The organism is Afipia sp. GAS231, assembly GCF_900103365.1.
Classification (GTDB): Bacteria; Pseudomonadota; Alphaproteobacteria; order Rhizobiales; family Xanthobacteraceae; genus Bradyrhizobium.
Genome location: NZ_LT629703.1, coordinates 1,905,299 through 1,924,476, shown reverse-complemented (window position 1 = coordinate 1,924,476; position 19,178 = coordinate 1,905,299). Strand labels below are relative to the sequence as shown.

Genomic DNA, 19,178 nt, shown 5'->3' with positions numbered 1-19,178 from the left:
TTGCAATGTTGACCAGCGGATCGCGGCCTCCGTTCCGCTGAAAAGATTGTGCCGATACGGTGGAATAAAGCGCGGCGGACATGGCACCGCAGGGCGTTTTTGGCGACCTGCTTGGCACCAAAGTCGCCTTCTCAAGGTAGGTGCGCTGCACTATGTTGCCGGCAACCGAATGGAGGAAACCATGAAGAAACTGTTTGGCCGGCTGGCCGGGACTCTATTGGCGCTGGCGTTGACGTCGGGTTTTGCCGCAGCGCAAACCAAGATCACGGTCGCGGTCGGGGGCGGCGCCTGCTTGTGCTATCTGCCGACAGTGCTGGCCAAGCAGCTCGGCGAATTCGACAAGGCCGGCCTCAACGTCGAACTGGTCGACCTCAAGGGCGGTTCGGACGCGCTGAAGGCCGTGCTCGGCGGCAGCGCCGACGTGGTTTCCGGCTATTTCGACCATTGCGTCAACCTGGCCGCCAAGAAGCAGGAACTGGTGTCCTTCGTGGTCTATGACCGCTATCCCGGGCTGGTGCTGGTGGTGTCGCCCTCGCACAACGCCGAGATCAAATCGATCAAGGATCTCGCCGGCAAGAAGGTCGGCGTCAGCGCGCCGGGCTCCTCGACTGATTTCTTCCTGAAATTCCTGCTGAAGAAAAACGGCCTCGACCCGACCAGCGCCGCGGTCATCGGTGTCGGTCTTGGCGCCACCGCGGTGGCGGCGATGGAGCAGGGCCAGATCGATGCCGCCGTGATGCTCGACCCGTCGGTCACGGTGCTGCAGGGCAGTCACAAGGACCTCACGATTCTCGCCGATACCCGCACGCAGAAGGATACGCTGGCATTGTTCGGCGGCGAATATCCGGGCGGCGCGCTGTACTCGACGGCGGCCTGGATCGGCTCGCACGAAAAGGACGTGCAGGCCCTGACCACGGCCATCGTCAACACGCTGAGCTGGATTCATTCGCATTCGCCGGAAGAGATCATGGCGAAAATGCCGGAAGAGATCGTCGGCAAGAACAAGGAGCTCTATCTCGCCGCGCTGAAGAACACGATCCCGATGTATTCGGAGACCGGCAAGATGGATCCCAAGGGCGCCGACGCGGTGCTCGCGGTGTTCAGCGAGGGGTCGCCTGAAGTCGCCAAGGCCAATATCGACGTCACCAAGACCTGGACCAACAAGTTCGTCGATCAGGTCAAGAAGACCACGGGCATGAACGCCAAGTGATTTTCGAGTGATGCGCAAGTGAAATTGAAATGACGCGGTGAATGGCATGAGTAGGTTGGTTATTCATCGCGTCACCGCGCTCGACCTGCCGGTCGAAAACTGGCCATGGCCGTTCGCGCGGGAGTGCCGCGCGGAAATCGACGCGCACTTTGCGCGTCAAGTGCACGAAAATCCTGCGCTGTGGAACGGTCGCGTCCTGCTCGGACGCAATCCGGTATTTGCGGGCGAACGGCTCAGCGCCAGCTATTTCGAAACCGATTTCGCCAGTTTCCTGGCGTGGCGCGACTGGGGCTTTCCCGACAAAGGCGTGTTCAATGGCTTTGGCATGGGCGCGCTGCTCTCTAGCGACGGCGCGTTCGTGCTCGGCGAAATGGGCCAGCACACCGCCAATGCCGGGCGGATCTATTTTGCCTCGGGCACGCCCGATCTCGACGACGTCAGGGATGGCGCGGTCGATATATCGGGCAGCGTCGCGCGCGAATTGGAAGAGGAGACCGGTCTGGCGCCGGCCGATTACCAGGACGAAGCCCATTGGCACTGCGTCTTCACCGGACCAGCGGTAGCGATGATCAAGGTCCTGCGCGTCGACATGCCGGGCGAAGGGTTGCGTGCCCGCATTGTGGGCAATCTCGCTCTACAGCGATCACCGGAATTGTCGGATATTCATCTGGTGCGCGGCACCGCCGATCTCACTTCCGCAATGCCGGATTTCGTGGCCGCGTTTATCGAAGCCCAGCTGTCAACCCAACCCTGACGTGCAGGTGCACGCGCCGTGTGGGTTGCCTCGCGTCGTTGTGGCGCTGCAATGCGCTTGACATCGGTCCGCGCTATCAATGTGATGGGCGCTGCTAAAACAAAAAAGACGCAGTGCACAATCGTCCAGGGAGGATTTCATGCCGGTGCGCAATTTCGCACGCCTGCTTGTTGGGGTGTCGGCCGCTGTCGCGGTGCTGGGGATGGCGGTTTCCGCCGAGGCTCAGGAAAAGAAGCTCAAGATCGGCGTCATCTTCGACCTCACCGGCCCGCTCGCCGGCGGCGGCTCTGAGCTGCAATATACCGGCGTCAAGATCATGCTCGACCACTACGCCAAGACCGGCGTCGAGGGTTACAAGATCGAGACCGTTTACGCCGACGCCCAGAGCAAGCCCGACATCGCCATCAACGAGGCGGTGCGGCTGCTGGAGCAGGAAAAGGTCGACATGCTGATGGGCTTCTTCTCGTCGGCGCAGTGCGTGCCGGTGTCGGCCCGCGTCGACCAGATGAAGAAATTCATGTGGATCACCACCTGCATTTCCTCCGGGGTGTTCGACAGCAAGGGCTACAAATACGTGTTCCGCCCGCAGGCGGCCGGCGACCAGTACGGCATGATGACGACGGATTTCATCGCGCAGTATTCGAAGTCGAAGTTCGGCAAGGAGCCGAAGGATCTGCGGGTCGCCATCATTCACGAGGACGGCGCCTACGGCGTCGACGTGTCGAAGGGCAACGAGGCCGGCGTCAAGAAGGCCGGCTTCAACCTGGTGCTGAAGGAAGGCTATTCGGCCACTGCGCCCGATCTCTCCGCGCTGGTCACCAAGCTGAAGCGCGCCAAGCCCGACGTGATTTTCCACACCGGCTACAATCCTGACATCACGCTGCTGTTCCGGCAGGCGCGCGAGCAGGGTCTGAAGTTCGGCGCCATCGTCGGCCATGGCGCGGGCTATGGCGTGTACGAAAAGCTGAAGGAAGGTCTCGGCGCCGACGCCAACTACCTCTTCAACACCGACCCGATCTCGATCTGGCTCGCCAACCAGAAGACCATGGATCCGAAGCTGCCGGCCGTCATCAAGATGGTCGGCGAGGAGTTCGACAAACTGAAGCCGGGGGTCGCGATCCGCTCCGCGCATGTCGGCATCGGCGCCTCGAATGCCTATGTCTTCCTCGACGACGTGCTGCCGCGGGCGATCAAGAAGTATGGCGGCGTCGATCCGGAAGCGCTGCGCAAGGCTGCGCTCGACACGGATATTCCCGAAGGCGGCACCATGCTCGGCTTTGGCGTCAAATTCTTTGGCGAGGGTACCCAGATGGCCGGCCAGAACGAACGCTCGTTCCCGGTGGTGCTACAGTACATCGACGACAAATCCTATGTCGTGTGGCCGAAGAGCCAGATGCAGCGCGAGACCGTGCTGCCTTTGCCGAAGGGGACCACGTTCAGCGACCAGCAGTAGGCCAAAAAGCAGGTCTGACAAGGCAAGCGGGTTAGCGGAGGTTATGGGGTGCTTGTTGTAGACGGGTTGGTGAAGCGTTTCGGCGGCTTCACCGCTGTTAACAGCGTGTCGTTTCGGGTCGAGCAGGGCGAGATTCTCGGCCTGATCGGCCCCAACGGCTCCGGCAAGAGCACGATCTTCAACATGCTGTCGGGCACGCTGCTCCCGACGGCCGGTTCGATCATGTTCAACGGCACAGAGCTCGCAGGCCAGGCGCCGCACCGTATTATCAACGGCGGTATCGGCCGCACCTTCCAGATCCCGCGGCCGTTTCACCGGCTCACGATCTTTGAGAACGTGGCGCTGGCCGGCTTCTACGGCCAGGGCCGCCACAGCCGCGCCAAGGCCGACGAAGCTGCGGAAAAGGCGTTGCACATGGTCGGCCTGCCGACCGATCGCCATGCCAGCGTCGACGGGCTCGGCGCCGCCGGCCTGAAAAAGCTCGAACTGGCAAAAGCACTGGCGACCGGCCCGAAACTCCTGCTCGCCGATGAAAGCCTCGGCGGGCTGGACGAGACCGAGATGGATCAGGCCGCCGACATGCTGCGCAAGATCCGCGACGAACTCGGCATCACCATCATCTGGGTCGAGCACATCATGGGCGTTTTGATGCGGGTGGTCGATCGCGTGATGGTGCTCGATCACGGCGAGAAGATTTCCGAGGGCTTGCCAAGCCATGTGGCCGGCGATCCCAGGGTGATCGAGGTCTACCTCGGCACCGATGCCGATGAGAGCCAGGTCGCGGCCGCCGAAGCGCGCCGCCGGGCAGGGGTCTGATCATGCTCGATCTGAAATCGGTCGATGCAGGCTACGGCAGCTTCCAGGCGCTGTTCGACGTGTCGCTCGAGGTCAAAGCGGGCGAAGCGGTCGGCGTGATCGGCCCCAACGGGGCCGGCAAGACCACCCTGATGCGGGTGATCTCCGGGCTGATCCGGCCGACCAAAGGCGCGATTGCGATGGAGGGGACGGATGTGCTGGCGACGCCGGCGCACAAGATCGTCGATCTCGGCATCGCCCATGTGCCGGAAAACCGCCGGCTGTTTCCGCGGCTCTCGGTCGACGATAATCTGAAGATGGGCGCCTACATGCCGGGCGCGCGCGCCAGATATGCCGAGCGGCTGGAATTCGTGTTCGACCTGTTTCCGCGCATGAAGGAGCGGCGCAGCCAGATGGCCGGCACCATGTCGGGCGGCGAGCAGCAGATGTGCGCGATCGGCCGCGCGCTGATGTCGGATCCGAAACTGCTGCTGCTCGACGAGCCGTCGGCGGGTCTGGCGCCGGTCGTGGTGCAGCAGGTGTTCGAACTGGTCAAACGCATCCGCGCCGGCGGGCTGACGGTGCTGATCGTCGAGCAGAACGTGCAGCAGGTGCTGAAAGTGGTCGATCGCGCCTATCTGCTCGAAGCAGGTTCTATTCGCGCGTCGGGCACATCACAGGAAATGCTGTCGACCGACACGATCAAGCAGGCATATCTCGGGGTCTAGGGAATGAGTGGAATAGATCGAATAGCTTCCACGAAGAAGGTGCGTTCCCTCTCCCGCTTGCGGGGGAGGGTTGGGGTGGGGGTGTCGCCACACGTTGGAACGTTCGAGTGGAGAGAGCCCCCACCCGCATCGCATCTGTCGATGCGATGCGACCTAAGAGCGAGCTTCGCTCGTCTCGACCCCCGCAAGCGGGAGAGGTAAGCAAGAGGCACACCATGCAGGCGTTTCTGGACATCTTCGATATCTATCTGCTGGAGGCTGTGGTCAACGGCATCCTGCTCGGCGGCGTGCTGGCGCTGTTGGCGCTCGGGCTCAATCTGATCTTCGGCGTCATCGACGTGACCTGGATCTGCTACGCCGAACTCGTCATGATCGGGATGTACGGGATGTATTATCTCGTGCAGGTGTTCCACTTTCCCTACTGGGCGGCGGCGCCGCTGACCATCATGCTGGTCGCAGCACTCGGCGCCGCGCTGCATTACATCGTCATCGCGCCGCTGTTGACCGCGCCGCCGATCAACCAGTTGCTTGCCACCGGCGGCGTGCTGTTCATCCTGCAGAGCTTTGCCACCGTCGCCTTCGGTATCGACTTCCGCAATCTCGGCATCCGCCTGCCGGTACTGGCGTTCGGCGAGATGCATTTCAGCTACGCGCGGCTGTTGTCGTTCGGCGCCGCGCTGGTCGGCATGGTCGCGGTCTACCTGTTCATGAAGCGCACCTATACCGGCACGGCCATCCGCGCCATTGCGCAGGACCGCCAGATCATGGCGCTGATGGGCGTCGATACCAAGCGCATCTATCTCATCACCTCGGCGATCGGCGGCGGGCTCGCGGGCCTCGCCGCCTGCCTCCTGGTGCTGCAATACGACGTGCATCCGTTTGTCGGACTGTCGTTCGGGCCGATCACCTTCCTGATCTGCGTGCTCGGGGGGCTCGGCAATTTCATCGGCGGCTTCATCGCGGCCTTTGTCTTCGCCGAGATCATTTCGCTGGGCGGGCTGTTTTCGGACCTCGAATGGGGCTATGTGCTCGCCTTCGCCTTCTTCATCGTCATGATGTTCATCCGGCCCGCGGGCCTGTTTGCGAGGCGCTCGTGACTCTTCGCAACGCGGCTTGGGCTCTCGGATTGGCGGCGCTGATCGCGCTGCCCTTTGTCCATCGCGAGCCCTACCATCTGCACATCCTGGTGCTGATCCTGATCTGGTCGTTTGCCTATACGTCGTGGTCGATCATGGGCCGCTTCGGCCTGGTGTCGCTCGGCCATGGCGGCTTCATGGGCGTCGGCGCCTATGTGACGGCGCTGTTGTGGAACCATCTTGGCGTGTCGCCGTGGATCGGCATTCCCGTCGGCATGGCGGCGGCGGGCGTGCTGGCGCTGATCGTCGCCTATCCCTGCTTCCGCTTCCGCATCACCGGGCATTATTTCGTGCTGGTGACGCTGGCTTTGTCCGGCATCGTGCTGCAGGTCATCACCGCGACGCGCGACTACACCGGCGGCTCGCTCGGGCTGACGCCGAACCGCGCCAAAGGCAGCCACCTGCTGGCGCTGCAGTTCGACGACAAGATCACATGGTACTTTGTCGCGCTGTTCGTCTGGGTGGTCGGCCTCTTGATCTGGCGCTTGATCGACCGCAGCATGAGCCGCTACGCCATGGAGGCAATCTCGGAGGACGAGGACGCTGCCGCCGCGGCCGGCGTCAACGTCACCGCCGAAAAACTCAAGATCACGCTGATCTCGGCGCTGATGACCGCGCTCGCCGGCGCGCTCTATTGCCAGTACCAGATGTTCATCACCCCGGACACCGTCAGCGGCATTTCGGTGTCGCTGCAGATGGTGTTCGCCGTCATCGTCGGCGGGCTCTATGTCTCGCTCGGGCCGACCATCGGCGCGGTCATCACCATCATGCTCGCGGAAATCCTGCGCATCGGGTTTGGAACCAAGGCGGTCGGCTGGGACAATCTCGTCTACGGCGTGCTGCTGGTGGTGTTCATCATATTTCTTCCCAAGGGTATTCTTGGTAGCATCCTGGCGCGGTTCAAGTCGTCGCGCTGACGGCGCTCGCATCATCGGCTGGTTCGGTTGATCATCGCGGGCATCAGCGCAAACAGAGCCAGCAGCGCCGCGTAGATGGCGCCTTCCGGCGTCGCCAGCCGGGCGAATTGCTGCTGCGCGCTCAATCCGCGCAGCAGCATGCCTACCAGGAGGTCAGCAGCTTGTTGCAGGGCGAGCGCGCCGAGGCCGACGGCCAGCATCCCGGCAAGGGACGTCGTCAACCCTACCAGTCGCGGCGTCCAACGGGCGGCAACCACCATCGCAATCAGCAGCAGCGGCGCTTCGCAGAGAGTGGCCGCGACAGCGCCGATGCGCGGCTCCAGCAGCAGCACACGGATCGGTCCGAGCAGAAAGCCGGCCGAAAAAACCGCCAGGAAATAGATCGCGGCAACCGAGGCCAGCTTCACGCGTGCTGTCGCATGACTTGCTCCGGGGGACGACGGAGGGATCTCGGCAATTGCGGCCCGGTGCCAAACCGCAGCACGAGGTCGGGCCGCCGATCGCCGATCCCGAGATAGGAAGCGAACTGGCGGCGTAGCGCGGGTACTTCCACCGGCTGGTTGATGAAGGCATATTTCAGCCCGAGGGCCGTCGCCTGCAGGCCAAAGCGCTGACAGGCGCGTCCCGCCGCGATCCAATGCGACTTGTCGTTTGCCCCCGAGACGAAGACTGCAATCCCCGCCGAGCTTTCGATATGTTCGCGGTACTTCCGGTTTTCACCTCTCTCGTTGAAAAACAGCCCCATCAACGGTCTGGCGAGCCAGGCCGGCATGGCGGGAGTGCCGGACGCGGGCGCGAACAGCCCGTCCATCGTGGACACGGCGTCCGCCTCGCTAAAGCGGATCCAGCTCTTGAGCTCCGTCATGAAGGCGTCGTCGTGCATCTGCGACGCGTTACCCTGCTCGACATAATCGGCAATGTTCGACATCGCGCTGCGATCGGTGAAGATGATGACCGAAACACCCGGCTCGCGGCCGGCGGCCTCGAGGGAGCGGATCGTTTCGGAGGCGACCGGCCTGCCGTCATAGGCTGCGCGGGTGCATTGTCGAAGCGCGATCGCCTCGAACAGCGGCGAGCGCAGCGGCGGCGCCGGTTCGAGGCTGACGGCCAGCATACCGTCTGCAAGGCTTGGCGTCGCCTTGTATCCGATCGCCGCCGCGGCATGTGTGAGGTTCTCTGCTGCGCAACCCAGGCTGACATACAGGTGATGGTCGTCCGGGTCGACCGCGGGGCATCTTCGGCTGAAATCCGGGGCGATGGTGATTTCGTCGGCGTCGGCCGCGAAAATCCAGGGTTGGGTATTGTGGCTGTTGGCAGCGAGCGTCGCTGCGCGTACCAGTTCGCGGTCTCTCGGCGTCGGTTGCAGCGGCGCCCAGGTTTGACGCACTGCCTGTTCGTAGCTCATCGTCGCGGCTTGAGCCGGCGAGGAAAGTTGTACCATGCCAGCCCCGATTGCGAAGCCGAGCAAGCTGCGTCTGTTCAGCATTGCCGTTCCCTGACTACTGCGACCATCCTGGTTTGCGCCCGATCGGCGGGCTCGGCTTGAGGCATATCAAGTGTCCGGCAAGTCCGGCCTTGTGCAGCAATGCAGGGGTAAGGCGACAAACGATTCCCATTCGGGCGGTTTGTGGATAGCCTGCGCCAACCGCCCGCAGCGCGGAAGGAAAACCAACAGGTTACGCCATGAGCAAGAAGCCCGCGAAGGTCCTCGCCGACGAATTGAAGCCATTCGTCGCGCCGTTCCGCTTCGACGGAACCGGCCAGTTCCACCTGAAATCGCACAAGACCGACGAAAAGGGCGGCCTCGACAAGGACAAGGCGGCAAAAATTCTCGAGGCCAACCGCGAACGGTTGAACGATTTCCAGGAACGGCTCTATGCGCAGGACCGCTGGTCGCTGCTGGTGATTTTCCAGGGCATGGATGCGGCGGGCAAGGACTCGGCCATCAAGAGCATCTTCGATGGCGTCAATCCGCAGGGCTGTGCGGTCACCTCGTTCAAGCAGCCGACCTCGCACGAGCTCGATCATGATTTCCTCTGGCGCAGCACGATCGCGCTGCCGGAGCGCGGCCACATCGGCATCTTCAACCGCTCCTATTACGAGGAATGCCTGGTGACGCGGGTGCACCCGGACATCCTTGCCAAGGAGAAAATTCCACCGAAGCTGATCACCAAGAACATCTGGCGCGAGCGATTCGAGGATATTTCCGCGTTGGAGCGCTACCTCGCGCGCAACGGCACCGTGATCCTGAAATTCTTCCTCAACGTCTCCAAGGCGGAACAGCGTGAGCGCTTTCTGGAGCGGCTGGAGCAGCCTGCCAAGAACTGGAAGTTCTCGATGGGCGATATTACCGAGCGCGCGCTGTGGCGGCGCTACCAGGCGGTGTATCAGGACATCGTCCGCCACACCTCGACATCCCTGGCGCCGTGGTACGTGGTGCCGGCTGACCACAAATGGTTTGCCCGCGTCGTGATCGGTTCGACCATTGTCGCTGCGCTCGACAAGCTCGACCTGCATTTCCCGAAAGTCGACAAGGCCGAACGCAGCGAGTTCAAGCAGATCCGCGAGGCGCTGCTGAAAGAAGGCAAGGGCGGCGAAAAGAAGTCGACGCAGAAGTAGGCCAACCCGCCTCGCTGGCCCCTTCGGCATTCATATCCTCCAAGGCGACTCCAGCCAATCGGACCGGGATTAATCCGCGTGACATCGACCTGATCGACCGTCGGGCGATCCCAGCCCCCGTGAGCCAATTTGCGGGCTCGATCCGACAGCAAAGACTGGTCGGTCGAGCGCTGGTCCGCTACTGTCGACAATCGGAATGCACCTCGTCGTTTTCGCAGGGAGCGGACCATGATCACCAGACGCACGCTGACGCTGGCGGCACTTTCCCTCGGATTGGCCAAGATCGCTACCGCAAACGCCGCAGCATATCCCGCCAAACCCATCCGGTTCGTCGTGCCATTTCCGGCGGGCGGGTCGACGGATGTGGGCGCGCGCCTTATCGCCGAAAGCTTGTCGCGGACGTTCGGTCAGCAGGTCTATGTTGAGAACAAATCCGGGGCAAACGGTACCGTCGGGGTCGAGGAAGCTGCCAGGAGCCCGCCGGACGGCTACACCATTCTTTTTACCATTGACGCGGTGGCGAGCAATCCGCACGTGTTTCATACCAGGGTCGACCCCTCAAAGGACCTGTTGCCGATCATCCAGGTTTCACGTCAGCCGATTGTGCTGGCGGCCCATCCTTCGCTCGGCGTCAACTCGCTTGCCGAATTGATTGCGCTGGCAAAGAAGCAGCCGGGCCTTCCATATGCGACCGGGAGCGGGCTCGGTTCACCGCAGCATATGGCGGTGCAATGGTTCGCGCAGATTGCCGGCATCAAGCTGGAGCAGGTGCCGTATCGCGGCGGCGGGCCGGCGATCAATGATCTTCTCGGTGGTCACGTGAAACTCGGGGCGCTCGGATCGACGCCCCTGATATCGCACTACAGGGCAGGTACCTTGCGTCTGCTGGCGCAAACTTCGCAGGCGCGCTCGTCGAGTCTACCGGATGTGCCGACATTTGAAGAGCAGGGAATCAAGGGTCTCGTTCTCGATCAATGGCTTGGTGTATTCGCCCCGGTTGGTGTTGCGCCAGCCATCGTCGAGCTTCTCAACCGCGAGATCGGAAAGGCCCTTGCCGATCCGGCGGTGCGCAAGAGTTTCCTCGACTCGGCACAGGAGCCTGTCGGCGGAACGCCGGAAGCGTTCGCCGAGCTCGTTCGCGAGGATTACGCCAAGTTTGGACGACTGGTGAAGGACTTGAACATAAAGGCCGAGTAGCGGGAAAGATAATGCCATTTTCGACCTACCTTCCCGAACAGATGGGTTCAGCCAAGTTGACTCCCGCTGGTCCATTTGTCGCGGGCTCCTATGCGGAGCTGACCCTCACCTATGTCGCCGGCACCTTCGGCATCGATGACACCGGCATGGTGAAGATATCGTGGCGGACCACGTCCGACATGAGCAAGCCGCAGTTCGACAAGCCACAGGCGGCCAATTTTACAACCGTCGAGGCCAGCAACGGCGCCAGGCTTGAAGTGTGGTTCGACAGGCTTAACGTCCGGCCCTTTGCCAACACTCTCCTGATCCGGGTCGGCCGCGGCTATTTGCGCGCAGGGGACACGTTGACGGTACGTTTGGGCGATCGCCGAAAGGGATCGCCCGGTTTCCGGTTGCAGACCAACGCCGAGGCGAATGTCGAACTGAGGACCTCGGTTGACGCGTTTGCAGCGTACGAGTTCTGCGAACTGCCGGTACAGCCGGCTTTCGACCTCATACCGGGGCTGGCAGTGAGTTGGAAGGCGATCCTGCCGTCGCTTGCGGTTGTCGGTGAGCCGTTTCGCCTGGGTATCGTCGCCGAAGACAAATGGGGCAACCCCACGCCTGACGCCGATCAGAGTTTCGATCTCGTATCGTCGCATGGTCTGCAAGGAATGCCGGCCGGAATCGTGATCAAAAAAGGTGACGTTCCCTGTGCAATCGAAAACCTGGTTGCCGGCACGGAAGGCGATGTCGACCTGCGGCTGATGGCGGGAGGTGAAGAGCTGGCGCGCGCCAATCCGCTGCGCGTCGTGCAGCACACAACGCTGCGCCGCTATTGGGGTGACCTGCACGGACAGAGCGGTGAAACCATCGGGATGGGCACGGCCGACGCCTATTTCCGTTACGCGCGCGACGCCGCCTTCGTCGATATCGTCGGACATCAGGGCAACGATTTCCAGATTACCGACGCCTTCTGGAATGAACTCAACCGGCTGACGGCCGGGTTTGATGTTCCCGGCCGGTTTGTTTGCCTCCCGGGATACGAATGGTCGGGCAATACCGGCATGGGCGGTGATCGCAATGTCTTTTACCGCCGCGAAGGCAGCCCGATCCGGCGGTCGTCGCACATTCTGGTCCAGGGGCAGACCTCGACGGATGCCGTGTACACCGCCGACGCGCTGTTCCGTGAACTGGAAGGCACTGACACCGTTGTCATCGCGCATGTCGGTGGGCGTTACGCGGATCTGAAATATGCCCATGATGGCCGACTGGAGCGGGCCGTCGAGGTCCACTCGACATGGGGTACCTTCGAATGGCTTCTGCACGATGCGTTCGAGAAAGGCTATCGCGTAGGCGTTGTCTGTCACAGCGACGATCACAAGGGACGGCCCGGTGCGACCCGCCCGGGAGCGTCCAGCTTTGGCGCGATCGGCGGCCTTACCTGCTATTTCATGCCGGAACTGACGCGCGATGCTCTGTTCGAGGCGTTGCGGCGACGGCGGCATTATGGGACCACCGGGGTACGGATCTTCATGGATCTGCACGCCTCGTTCGATCTGCCGGTCACCGGCTTTTCTGAAGATCCACAGCTCGGGCCGGCCGGCGAATTCGCGGTTCAACAGGCCGTGATGGGAGACATCATTCGTCCGGGCCGCGTGCCGATGCATCTCGCCGCGGAAGTAATCGGAACCGCGCCGATCGAGCGGGTCGACGTCCTGCATGGAAGCTTCCTCGCAGAGACGTTTCGTCCGTTTGGCGCATCCGATCTCGGACGGCGCGTGCGCTTGCTGTGGCAAGGCGCCGAGTATCGGGGACGTGGCCGCGAGACCCTGTGGGAGGGCAGGCTGACCGTCACGGGCAATCGTATTGCACGGTTTGCGCCCGTCAATTTCCTCAACCCCGAGCGGGTGGTGCGAGAGACGGCACCGGGGAGCGCGTTGGCCTGGAGTTCGGTTACGACCGGCAATCTGGCAGGCATCGACCTTTGGCTTGACGAGGCGGACTCAGGCTCGCTCGACATCGAGACCAATGTGGTGTCGGGGATGGTGGATATGGATGCACTCGCCGATCGCACCGTCGCGTTCGAAGGCGGCGGTCTTGGCAGGCAACTGAGCATTTATCGTCTGCCTGAGGCTGACTTCAGCCGCCGTGTTACCCTTGACCACAAGGTAAGCTTTGCGGGCGGCCGCGACATGCCAATCTACCTGCGCGTGACACAGGCTGACGGTCATCAAGCCTGGTCGAGCCCGATTTATCTCATCGAGTGAGTTGGCGATGTGAGCCTAAGCGTGCCCCCCAGATCTGATGCGATCTGTCGATGCATGGTGGGCATGGCGCAAAAGCGCCTTTGCCCACCCTACGGTACTATCGCTTTGCCCACCGGCTACGCCTTCGTTGCGGTATACCATGCACGGTGCCGGATTCGCAGCAGGCTGCGCCAACGAATTGCCACCGGCTTCTACTAAACGGGGTCACTCGCCATGGACCAGATCATTTCCGCCAACCAGCAGGATCTATCCGCCCTGCGGCCGCCCGAACGCGACCTGCGGCTCGATCTGTTTCGTGGCATCGGGCAGTGGATGGTTTTTCTCGACCATATTCCGCACGACATCGTCAGCTGGCTGACACTGCGCAATTACGGCTTCAGCGATGCGGCCGAGTTCTTCGTGTTCATCTCCGGCTACCTCGCCGGCTTCATCTACGGTCCGGCGGTGCGTGGCGGCCATTTTCTGGCCGCCACCAAGCGGCTGATGAAGCGGGTCTGGCAATTGTACATCGCCCACATCTTCCTGTTCCTGCTCTTTACGGCGCAGGTCGCACGCACCGCCAGGCGTTCCGACAACCCGATGTACGAGAATGAATTCAACGTCTTCAACTTTCTGCAGCATCCCGACGTGATGATCGGGCAGGCGCTGTCGCTGAAGTACAAGCCGGTCAATTTCGACGTGTTGCCGCTCTATATGGCGCTATTGTTCGCATCGCCCTTGATCCTGTGGTGCCTGATAAGGCGTCCGGCGCTCGCGCTATCAGGTTCGGTCGTGCTGTACATCGCGGCGCGCTGGTTCGACTGGAACCTGCCGTCCTATCCGGCCGGGTCGAGCTGGTATTTCAATCCGTTTGCCTGGCAGATGCTGTTCGTGTTTGCCGCCTGGTGCGGTCTTGGCGGCATCGCCCATCTGCAATTTCTGATCCGCTCCCGCGCCGCGTTCGTGGTGGCCGTGGCCTGGCTTGTGTTTGCGTTTCTGATCGTGATGACCTGGCACAGTGATTTTTTGGGGTCGCTGGTGCCGAAGTGGCTGATCAAGGTGATCTATCCGATCGACAAGTCCGATCTCGACATGCTGCGCTTCACGCATTTCCTGGCGCTGGCTCTGGTGGTGGTCCGGTTCGTGCCGAAGAACTGGCCGCCGTTGACGTCGAAGTGGCTATGGCCGCTGATGGCCTGCGGCCGGCATTCGCTGCCGATATTCTGCCTCGGAATATTCCTGTCGTTTTCGGCGCACTGGCTCCTCACCCAGTATTCCAAGGGCATTGCCGAGCAGCTTTTCGTCAGCCTGGTCGGCATCGCGATCATGGTGGCGGCGGCCCGGCTGTTGGACTGGTACAAGAAAGTGCCTGACTTGTTCGAGGCGCCGCAGGCCGAGCCGAAAACCGAGCCTGCGCAGGCGTGATTGGGATACCGCGGCCCGTACCCGGATGGAGCCGGAGGCGATTAGGTCATCCCTGCTGACCATCTTTTGGCGTTGCGGACGGTCATATTTCTCGTCTAGAACGGCGGGGAAGTGAGGTCCCGGCAACGAACCGTCAACGGTTTTGGCCGAGGATTCCGGCTTCTCAAGGGTCTGGCAATGCTGATTCGCAGCGAAATGTTGGGAGTTCGGGGTGGAGCGGCCAAGGCTGCCCCCATGACTGCCCCCGCGATTCCGCCTGCGTCCTTGCCCACCCTCCTTCTCGGCGGGCTTCTGCTTCTTATCGGCCCCTGAGGGCCGTCTGGGCGGTTGCGCCTGGGCACTCAGGGGTTTTGAGCGAGATCACCAGACCCTTCAGCGCTCAAAAAATGCAGCGCACGACCCATAAGGAATGCTTCCAATGACCACCGCACCGAAGTCCGAGAAGGACCGCGTCATCGTATTCGACACCACCCTGCGTGACGGCGAGCAATGCCCCGGCGCCACCATGACGTTCGAGGAAAAGATCGAGATCGCCGAGATGCTCGACGACATGGGTGTCGACGTCATCGAGGCCGGCTTCCCGATCACCTCGGAAGGCGATTTCCAGGCCGTCAGCGAGATCGCCCGCCGCTCCAAGAACTCCGTGATCGCCGGCCTGTCGCGGGCCAACCCGAAGGATATCGACCGCTGCGCCGAAGCCGTGAAATTCGCCCGGCGCGGCCGCGTCCACACCGTGATCGCGACCTCGCCGTTGCACATGCGCGTCAAGCTCAACATGACGCCGGAGCAGGTGCTGGAGCTGTCGGTCGCCAACGTCACCCGCGCCCGCAATCAGATCGACGACGTCGAATGGTCGGCCGAAGACGCCACCCGCAGCGAGATGGACTATCTCTGCCGCATCGTCGAGGCCGTGATCAAGGCCGGCGCCACCACGGTCAACATTCCCGACACCGTCGGCTACACCACGCCGGAGGAATACACCCGCTTCATGCGCACGCTGATCGAGCGGGTGCCGAACTCTGACAAGGCGGTGTTCTCGGTGCACTGCCATAACGATCTCGGCATGGCGGTGGCGAACTCGCTGGCCGGCATCGCCGGCGGCGCGCGCCAGATCGAATGCACCGTCAACGGTATCGGCGAGCGCGCCGGCAATGCCGCGCTGGAAGAAGTCGTGATGGCGATGAACGTCCGCAACGACGTGTTTCCGTGGTGGAACAAGATCGACACCACCATGCTGACGCGGGCCTCGAAGCTGGTGTCGGCCGCGACCTCGTTCCCGGTACAGTACAACAAGGCGATCGTCGGCCGTAACGCCTTCGCGCATGAGAGCGGCATCCATCAGGACGGCGTGCTGAAGGACGCCTCGACCTACGAGATCATGCGCCCCGACATGATCGGCTTGAAGAAGTCGTCGCTGGTGCTCGGCAAGCATTCCGGCCGTCATGCCTTCGTGCACAAGCTGGAAGAGATGGGCTACAAGCTCGGCGCCAATCAGCTGGAAGACGCCTTCGTGCGGATGAAGGCGCTGGCCGACCGCAAGAAGGACATCTACGACGAGGACATCGAGGCGCTGGTCGACCAGGAGATCGCGGCCGCCCACGACCGCATCAAGCTGACCTCGCTGACCGTGATCGCGGGCACCCATGGCCCGCAGCGCGCCACCATGAAGCTCGACGTCGACGGCAAGATCAAGATCGAGGAAGCCGAAGGCAACGGCCCGGTCGATGCGGTCTTCAACTGCATCAAGGCGCTGGTGCCGCACGAGGCCAAGCTGGAACTGTACCAGGTTCACGCCGTCACCGAAGGCACCGACGCGCAGGCCGAAGTGTCGGTGCGGCTCGCCCATGAAGGCCGCTCGATGACCTCGAAGGCGTCCGATCCGGATACGCTGGTGGCTTCCGCCAAGGCCTATCTCGGTGCGCTCAACAAGATCGTCATGAAGCACCAGCGCGACGAGCCGGCGCAGGCGGCGAGTTGACGCCGCTAAGATAATCCCACCACAAAACGCGGCGCCCAAAGCGCCGCGTTTTTGCTATGGGATTCTGCTGCCGATCAAAGATACCGCCCCGGCGAAAACGGCGCGGCATCGAACGGCGGTTGCGTGCCGCTGATCATGGCCGCGATCGCGGCCCCGGTCGCGGGGCCGGTCGTGAAACCAATATGCTGATGGCCGAAGGCAAGCCACAGGCCGACGTGCCGTGGCGCGGGCCCGATCATCGGCAAACTGTCCGGCAGTGTCGGCCGCGCACCGCGCCAGGGTTCGCCGACGGCCTCGCCGAATTCGACCACGCTGCGGGCAAGCGGCACCACCATGTCGAGTTGGGCATAGGAGGAGGGTGCATCGCGTGCCGTCAGTTCGACGCCTGAGGTGACGCGAATGCCGTTCTCCATCGGCGACATCAGGAAGGCGCCGTCGGCGTCGTGGATCGGGCGCAGCAGCGAGCGCGCGGGGTTCGGCTTGAATTCGCGATGGTAGCCGCGTTCAAACGCCAGGGGAACGCGATAGCCGAGCGGCCGCAACAGGTCGGCGGACCACGGGCCAAGCGCCACGACGACGTGACGCGCGGGGATTTCGCCATCCGAAAGCACCGTGCGCCAACCGTCGCCGTCGGGCATGATCGACCTGATCTCCGCCTGACGGATCTCGCCGCCCAAACCCGCATACATGCGCGCATAGGCTTTCACCACATTGCCCGGTGAATCCACTGACGCCGTCTCGGAGTGCAGCAGCCCGACCGTGTAGACCGGCAGGATGTTGGGTTCGAGCGCCGATATTCCCTGGCGATCGAGTACTTCGCTGCGAACGCCGTATTCCGCCAGCAGCGCCTGTTCCGCCTTGGCCGCCGCGAGGCCGTCGCCGCGCCAGGCCTTGAGCCAGCCGGTCTCACGGATGCGCTCGGGCGCACCCGCCTTGACGATCCATTCCCGGTGCAGTTTTAGCGAGGCACCGGTCAGCGCACGCAACGCGGTCGCCCGCGGCTTGGTATGCGCCGGGGTCGCGTTGGCGAGAAACCGGACAACCCAATCGAGATTGCGCGCGGACCAGACCGGATTCCAGCGCAGTGCATGGTGCCGGTTGGTCAGATATTTCGGCAGGCTCTTCCAGAGTGACGGCTGGTTGAGCGGCAAGATCGAACCGCTGGATAGAATGCCGGCATTGCCGTAGGAGGTCTCGCTAGCCGGCTCACGCCGGTCTACCAGAATGACCGACAGGCCCCGCTGCCGCGCGACATAGGCCGCGGACACGCCGACCACGCCGGCGCCAAGCACGATGACGTCCGCCAGCTTGCCCGTTACCCCATCCGACATCGATCACTTCCCACAAAATTCCGCAGCACGGTCCAGCAGCCGCCCGTCAGGCACTATAGGTTCCGTGACTTTAAATGCCAACGACGGCAGGCGACGCCGCAGGGATGCGCCGCGTTTTTGCGTTGAGTTCAATCGGCTCACACCACGCGATTTCCCTTGGAGCCGCTGCTCGCCGCGCGTTAATGACAACGGATGCTCGTCCATATCCAGATTCTCCGGTTTATCGCGGCGGTTGCCGTCATCGCCTTTCATGCGCTGGGCGTCGCTCCTGACGGCCACAAGGTTCCCGAGAGCGCCATCTCCTTTGTGCTGTCCTACGGCGGCCGCGGCGTCGATCTGTTCTTCGTCATTTCCGGCTTCATCATTTTTTATGCGACCGATGGCAGAGGACTGACGCCGGCGGAGTTCCTGCGCCGCCGTGTCGAGCGGATCGTGCCGCCGTATTTTTTCGTGATCTTCGCCGTCACCGTGCTGGCGGTGACGCTGCCGGCCACCTTCGGCGCGACCGACTGGTATACGCCCCGCCACATCCTCAAATCGCTGGCCTTCGCCGCCTTCACCGATGGCGAAATGCCGGTCGTCTATGTCGGCTGGTCGCTCGAATATGAGATGTACTTCTACCTCGCGGTCGCGCTGCTGATGGCGGCAACGCGCGATCCCTGGCGTAACATCGTGTTGCTGTTTTCCGCGCTCGCCATCGTCGGGCGCATCCCGGGCGTCGAAGCCGCGCTCGGAAATTACGCGTTCTTCGTCGATCCCTTGATCCTCGAATTCGTGCTCGGCGTCATCGTCGGGCGCGTGTTCGTGACTGGCCGGGTCGATTGGCCGATGCCGGTTGCCGTAGCCTGTGCGATCGCGGCGGTGCTGGCGGCGGATCCCACCCAGCGCGTCATCATATCCGGCATTCCGTCAGCCTTGCTGGTAGCGGCGGCCGCCTTTGTCAGCCGTAAGCGCACGCATCCATCTTGGCCAGAGCGTGCGCTGGCGCGGCTGGGCGATGCCTCCTATTCGATTTATCTCGCGCAGGTGGAGACGGTCACGCTGGCAGGCACGACCGTCGCTGGCCTGATCCCACAGGTTCCGCCGCTGCTGCTCTTGGTCGTCACCAGTGCCATCGTCGTCGCGTTCGGCCTGCTGCTCAACGTCGCGGTGGAGCGGCCGTTGCTCAGGTTGAGCCGGCGCCTTGGCGCTCTGCGTCCGGCGCAGGCGGCTAAAGCGTTTTCGAGCGAAGTGGGCACCGGTTCGCGTTAAGAAAACACGTCAAAATAAGAAACCAGGGCCCGTTCCGATTCGATCGGAACGGGCCCTGGCTGAAACGGCGCATTGACGCGATCGCGCGGGGCATTTTTAATCGGCGGCCTCGGCCACCCGATCGGGCGGCGCAACCAATAACAACAATCCGCAAGG

16 protein-coding genes are annotated in these 19,178 nt (G+C 62.7%); 13 read left to right on the top strand and 3 right to left on the bottom strand.

Annotation, left to right across the window (positions count from 1 at the left end):
* Nucleotides 1–181 precede the first annotated feature (181 nt).
* The 7 genes from BLS26_RS09195 (at nt 182) to BLS26_RS09165 (ending at nt 6,993) form a co-directional block, all read left to right on the top strand.
* Nucleotides 182–1,210 (top strand): ABC transporter substrate-binding protein, encoded by a 1,029-nt coding sequence (locus tag BLS26_RS09195; RefSeq protein WP_092517857.1) that lies wholly within the window; start codon nt 182–184, stop codon nt 1,208–1,210.
* A 46-nt stretch (nt 1,211–1,256) separates the two neighbouring features.
* On the top strand, nt 1,257–1,964 hold the full coding sequence (locus BLS26_RS09190) for a hypothetical protein (RefSeq protein WP_092510342.1): 708 nt from the start codon (nt 1,257–1,259) through the stop codon (nt 1,962–1,964).
* Nucleotides 1,965–2,103: 139 nt separating this feature from the next.
* Nucleotides 2,104–3,417, top strand: coding sequence for an ABC transporter substrate-binding protein (locus tag BLS26_RS09185; protein ID WP_092510340.1), 1,314 nt, complete (start codon nt 2,104–2,106; stop codon nt 3,415–3,417).
* Nucleotides 3,418–3,465: 48 nt separating this feature from the next.
* A complete protein-coding gene (locus BLS26_RS09180) occupies nt 3,466–4,233 on the top strand; it encodes an ABC transporter ATP-binding protein (RefSeq protein WP_092510338.1) in 768 nt (255 codons plus the stop codon).
* A gap of 2 nt (nt 4,234–4,235) precedes the next feature.
* On the top strand, nt 4,236–4,940 hold the full coding sequence (locus BLS26_RS09175) for an ABC transporter ATP-binding protein (protein ID WP_092510336.1): 705 nt from the start codon (nt 4,236–4,238) through the stop codon (nt 4,938–4,940).
* A 215-nt stretch (nt 4,941–5,155) separates the two neighbouring features.
* Nucleotides 5,156–6,037 carry a branched-chain amino acid ABC transporter permease gene (locus BLS26_RS09170; RefSeq protein ID WP_092510334.1) on the top strand — a complete coding sequence of 294 codons (882 nt, stop codon included), beginning with the start codon at nt 5,156–5,158 and terminating at the stop codon, nt 6,035–6,037.
* Nucleotides 6,034–6,993: a branched-chain amino acid ABC transporter permease gene (locus BLS26_RS09165; protein ID WP_244541892.1), complete on the top strand. Its 960-nt coding sequence runs from the start codon at nt 6,034–6,036 to the stop codon at nt 6,991–6,993. The genes BLS26_RS09170 and BLS26_RS09165 overlap by 4 nt, the downstream gene beginning before the upstream one ends.
* Nucleotides 6,994–7,004: 11 nt before the next feature.
* On the opposite strand, the gene BLS26_RS09160 is transcribed toward BLS26_RS09165, so the two are convergent.
* Nucleotides 7,005–7,400 (bottom strand): hypothetical protein, encoded by a 396-nt coding sequence (locus BLS26_RS09160; protein WP_092510330.1) that lies wholly within the window; start codon nt 7,398–7,400, stop codon nt 7,005–7,007.
* Nucleotides 7,397–8,434, bottom strand: coding sequence for a Tat pathway signal protein (locus tag BLS26_RS09155; RefSeq protein ID WP_092517856.1), 1,038 nt, complete (start codon nt 8,432–8,434; stop codon nt 7,397–7,399). Before BLS26_RS09155 ends, BLS26_RS09160 begins: the two co-directional genes overlap by 4 nt.
* A gap of 242 nt (nt 8,435–8,676) precedes the next feature.
* Here BLS26_RS09155 and BLS26_RS09150 point away from each other — a divergent pair, with 242 nt between their 5' ends.
* The 5 genes from BLS26_RS09150 (at nt 8,677) to BLS26_RS09130 (ending at nt 16,440) form a co-directional block, all read left to right on the top strand.
* Nucleotides 8,677–9,612 carry a polyphosphate kinase 2 family protein gene (locus BLS26_RS09150; RefSeq protein WP_092510328.1) on the top strand — a complete coding sequence of 312 codons (936 nt, stop codon included), beginning with the start codon at nt 8,677–8,679 and terminating at the stop codon, nt 9,610–9,612.
* 273 nt (nt 9,613–9,885) lie between these two features.
* On the top strand, nt 9,886–10,809 hold the full coding sequence (locus BLS26_RS09145) for a tripartite tricarboxylate transporter substrate binding protein (protein WP_172804574.1): 924 nt from the start codon (nt 9,886–9,888) through the stop codon (nt 10,807–10,809).
* Between the two features lie 11 nt (nt 10,810–10,820).
* Complete coding sequence (locus tag BLS26_RS09140) at nt 10,821–13,058, top strand: DUF3604 domain-containing protein (RefSeq protein WP_092510324.1); 2,238 nt, start codon at nt 10,821–10,823, stop codon at nt 13,056–13,058.
* Between the two features lie 222 nt (nt 13,059–13,280).
* Nucleotides 13,281–14,462 carry an OpgC domain-containing protein gene (locus BLS26_RS09135; protein ID WP_371360931.1) on the top strand — a complete coding sequence of 394 codons (1,182 nt, stop codon included), beginning with the start codon at nt 13,281–13,283 and terminating at the stop codon, nt 14,460–14,462.
* Between the two features lie 418 nt (nt 14,463–14,880).
* A complete protein-coding gene (locus tag BLS26_RS09130) occupies nt 14,881–16,440 on the top strand; it encodes a 2-isopropylmalate synthase (RefSeq protein ID WP_092510320.1) in 1,560 nt (519 codons plus the stop codon).
* A gap of 74 nt (nt 16,441–16,514) precedes the next feature.
* On the opposite strand, the gene BLS26_RS09125 is transcribed toward BLS26_RS09130, so the two are convergent.
* Nucleotides 16,515–17,771, bottom strand: a complete 1,257-nt coding sequence (locus tag BLS26_RS09125; RefSeq protein ID WP_092510318.1) for an FAD-binding oxidoreductase — start codon at nt 17,769–17,771, stop codon at nt 16,515–16,517.
* Between the two features lie 192 nt (nt 17,772–17,963).
* Between BLS26_RS09125 and BLS26_RS09120 the strand changes: the two genes are divergently transcribed.
* The gene (locus BLS26_RS09120) at nt 17,964–19,022 is read left to right on the top strand and encodes an acyltransferase (protein ID WP_092510316.1); all 1,059 of its coding nucleotides are present in this window, start codon (nt 17,964–17,966) and stop codon (nt 19,020–19,022) included.
* Nucleotides 19,023–19,178: the final 156 nt, after the last annotated feature.

Coding starts and splice junctions, on each gene's coding strand:
- BLS26_RS09125 (WP_092510318.1), bottom strand. CDS start 17,771: ATGTCGGATGGGGTAACGGGCAAGCTGGCGGACGTCATCGTGCTTGGC.
- BLS26_RS09140 (WP_092510324.1), top strand. CDS start 10,821: ATGCCATTTTCGACCTACCTTCCCGAACAGATGGGTTCAGCCAAGTTG.
- BLS26_RS09185 (WP_092510340.1), top strand. CDS start 2,104: ATGCCGGTGCGCAATTTCGCACGCCTGCTTGTTGGGGTGTCGGCCGCT.
- BLS26_RS09175 (WP_092510336.1), top strand. CDS start 4,236: ATGCTCGATCTGAAATCGGTCGATGCAGGCTACGGCAGCTTCCAGGCG.
- BLS26_RS09120 (WP_092510316.1), top strand. CDS start 17,964: ATGCTCGTCCATATCCAGATTCTCCGGTTTATCGCGGCGGTTGCCGTC.
- BLS26_RS09190 (WP_092510342.1), top strand. CDS start 1,257: ATGAGTAGGTTGGTTATTCATCGCGTCACCGCGCTCGACCTGCCGGTC.
- BLS26_RS09150 (WP_092510328.1), top strand. CDS start 8,677: ATGAGCAAGAAGCCCGCGAAGGTCCTCGCCGACGAATTGAAGCCATTC.
- BLS26_RS09195 (WP_092517857.1), top strand. CDS start 182: ATGAAGAAACTGTTTGGCCGGCTGGCCGGGACTCTATTGGCGCTGGCG.
- BLS26_RS09130 (WP_092510320.1), top strand. CDS start 14,881: ATGACCACCGCACCGAAGTCCGAGAAGGACCGCGTCATCGTATTCGAC.
- BLS26_RS09170 (WP_092510334.1), top strand. CDS start 5,156: ATGCAGGCGTTTCTGGACATCTTCGATATCTATCTGCTGGAGGCTGTG.
- BLS26_RS09155 (WP_092517856.1), bottom strand. CDS start 8,434: ATGGTACAACTTTCCTCGCCGGCTCAAGCCGCGACGATGAGCTACGAA.